The 2,710-nt window shown below is 42.4% G+C and carries 3 protein-coding genes; all 3 read right to left on the bottom strand.

The annotated features are described in order from the left end of the window. A partial coding sequence (locus ACR2F3_RS12315) for a hypothetical protein (protein ID WP_432710273.1) occupies positions 1-428 on the bottom strand: 428 nt, incomplete at its 3' end. Continuing rightward, a complete protein-coding gene (locus tag ACR2F3_RS12320; RefSeq protein ID WP_432710274.1) occupies positions 425-1,855 on the bottom strand; it encodes a hypothetical protein in 1,431 nt (476 codons plus the stop codon). The genes ACR2F3_RS12320 and ACR2F3_RS12315, both read right to left, overlap by 4 nt. Continuing rightward, positions 1,852-2,538: a glycosyltransferase family 2 protein gene (locus tag ACR2F3_RS12325; protein WP_432710275.1), complete on the bottom strand. Its 687-nt coding sequence runs from the start codon at positions 2,536-2,538 to the stop codon at positions 1,852-1,854. Before ACR2F3_RS12325 ends, ACR2F3_RS12320 begins: the two co-directional genes overlap by 4 nt. Between the last annotated feature and the right edge of the window lie 172 nt (positions 2,539-2,710).

Below are 2,710 nucleotides of genomic sequence, written 5' to 3' on the forward strand. Positions count from 1 at the left end.
TTCTGTTCGCCAATATGAATACCACCCTGGCCGCCCAGGTAAGCGCCGGCATTAATACCAGTGCCTTTACCTATGAAAATTCCCTTCCCCTGGTGGGCAATTACACCCGTGCAAATTAAAATAGAATCCCTGGCTATAGATACATTATCCCCAGTTCTGATACCATCCTCCGATAAAGCATTGATGAATACGTTGTCCTCGAGAATGAGGTTTTTGCCAGCCATAAAATGTCGCTTATGGCGAAGTTTCACACCTGAACCCACAAATAATAAACCCCTGCTTTCTTTTATAAATAACTTTAGTAATATGCCGCGCAACAATTGAACACCACGCACGAAAGCAATGGCCATTAAATCACGAGGGGCATAAGTACTTTCCCATTTATAATTGGGATCATTTTTTAACTTTCTGATGATTTTTTCTATCATGCGGTTGCTGGAATATTGGGTTTAGGGCTTGATATTTCCGCTGCGGATTCCTGGTATGGGGCTGTACCCTGCGACATGATAATAGTCATCATCATGCCAGAAAAAAACCAGTTCATGTAGGAAATATACGAAGAGCTTTCCACTTCAGAGGTTAGCAAGGGAATAAAAAAGCCTATTTTCATAAACAGTACCGCCATACAGATTTTCCGTTCCTTGCCTTTTAAATACGGTAACCATTTAATACCTAAACGGATAAAATTCAAATAAATGAACAGATATAAAAACATTGCAATCACACCAGCCTGGACCCCAATGATGATAAACTGGTTTTCACCACCAATATTTTCACCCAGGGAACCAGCTACCCTTCCCGAAGTTCCCAGACCTAAACCAAGCGGACTTTCAATCATGGCCATGATGCCCTGGATCCATTCTACCAGGTGACCCACACTGGAAGGGTTACTGAAATCCACGGTATTCACCACCACCTCCATAATACCACTGGCCGTGTCTTCAAAGCGGGTCATCAGGTAAGCCACATAAGCAGCTACCAGGCCAAAGCCAATATGGATGATATTGGTGATTAATTTCTTGCGGGTAAGCAAGGCATAGAAATAAATCATTACGAAATAGCTGGCAAAAGGCGCACGCGATAAAGCCAGTGTAATGGAAATAAAAGTAGCTGCTAACGCGGTCATGCCAATTGGTGTTAATACCAGTTTATTATCATCGCGTGTGTATAAAGCCATGATAAAAGCAAGGGCCAGCAAAGTGGCTGCTGCATGTTCAAGGGGGTTAGCAAAGAAACTGGCAAAACGTTTATAGCCCCCTTCCGATTCGAAGGTGGTGGTTAAACCATAACTACCGCTGGGTTCAAAATTGAAGAAGTAGTAGCTATATTCTGCATATCCCGTCATGGTTTGAAGGTGTGTTTGGAGCAGGTATTCACCAATCAACACCACACCTGCAGCAATGGTCAGGATCATAATGTAATTAAAATATTTGTTCACATAGATGTTCCGCAGGTCGAGAAAGCGCCCGCTAAAGTACACCAGTACAAAAAAGGACATGCTTTTAAACGCCATCAGGCGGTTAATGAAACTTTGTTCCCCAATCGGTGCGAGCGCATATAACAGGGAATAAAGAAAGAATGCCAGGATCATGTAATCCAATACATGAAAACGCGGCTTTCGGGTCAAACTCATAATGTTTAATCCCAAAACACTGAAAATCATCAGCTCCTTAAAAAATTGAAATACGGGAATCAGGTCTTTTAAGCCTAAAGAAAAGGCCACTGACATCGCGGTGGTATACATCGACAGGCCGAAGATTAAAAATAGCAGCATGCCATCTTTATTTCCCCTGATGATCTCCCTCAGGCTCATGATGAAAGAAACAATAAAAAGGAGCGGGAAAATAAACATCATAGGGGCCAAATTAAGGCTTTTGGTGTAAAAAAGCCATCTTTTAAACCCTTAAATAAATAACCCGCCTTTTTTTTGCGGCCCCTGATCATGAAATAGGATAGCAAAGCCAAAAAATAAGGTGCGTTATACAAAAACATGAAGGGATAAAATAACGGGTTTCCGTACTTCCTGAAAAACCAGATCTTGTTGCGGCTCACATAATAATGGATAATGGGACTTAAAGTGCCTTCTTTATCTTTAGCCGCTTTGCCAGAAGCACCTGCTTCATGATACATTGCTACCGATGGTAAATAATGTAATTCATTACCTGCGGCCCGAAGCCGGTAAGAGAGTTCTACATCTTCATAATAAAGGAAAAAACGTGCATTAAAACCACCTGTTTTTGCCAACACGTTGTTTCGAAGCAGGCAGCAGCAACCGGTTAGCCATTGTACATTGTTATAGGTCTGTGAAGTACCGAAAGCCAGAGCACCATCACCAGTAGCAGGAATCACTTTTGTTTTTTTGTTGTAAGTATAACCCAATACACCGTTCACATAGCAGTCGCCATTCCAGATTTCAGTTTTGTCATGCATCCAGTAAATGGCAGGTTGTACCCCTGCGGCTTCCTGGTGGCTTTCCAAATGGTTTAATAAGCAAGCAACCACATCCATATCTACCAGGGTGTCGGAGTTTAATAACATCGAATACCTAAGTCGGAGGCCAAGCGGTCTTAGGAAGACAATAGAGAGGGACAACTCCTTGGCCCACAGAACGACATGGCTACGATCCGACTTGGCTTTCCAAATGGTTTAATAAGCAAGCAACCACATCCATATCTACCAGGGTGTCGGAGTTTAATAACATCGAATACCT

Origin of the sequence: Pedobacter sp. (assembly GCF_045627485.1) — a bacterium.
Lineage (GTDB): Bacteria > Bacteroidota > Bacteroidia > Sphingobacteriales > Sphingobacteriaceae > Pedobacter.

Excerpts from the sequence above, each read along its gene's own strand:
- ACR2F3_RS12320 (WP_432710274.1), bottom strand. The coding sequence starts at position 1,855 with ATGATGTTTATTTTCCCGCTCCTTTTTATTGTTTCTTTCATCATGAGC.
- ACR2F3_RS12325 (WP_432710275.1), bottom strand. The coding sequence starts at position 2,538 with ATGTTATTAAACTCCGACACCCTGGTAGATATGGATGTGGTTGCTTGC.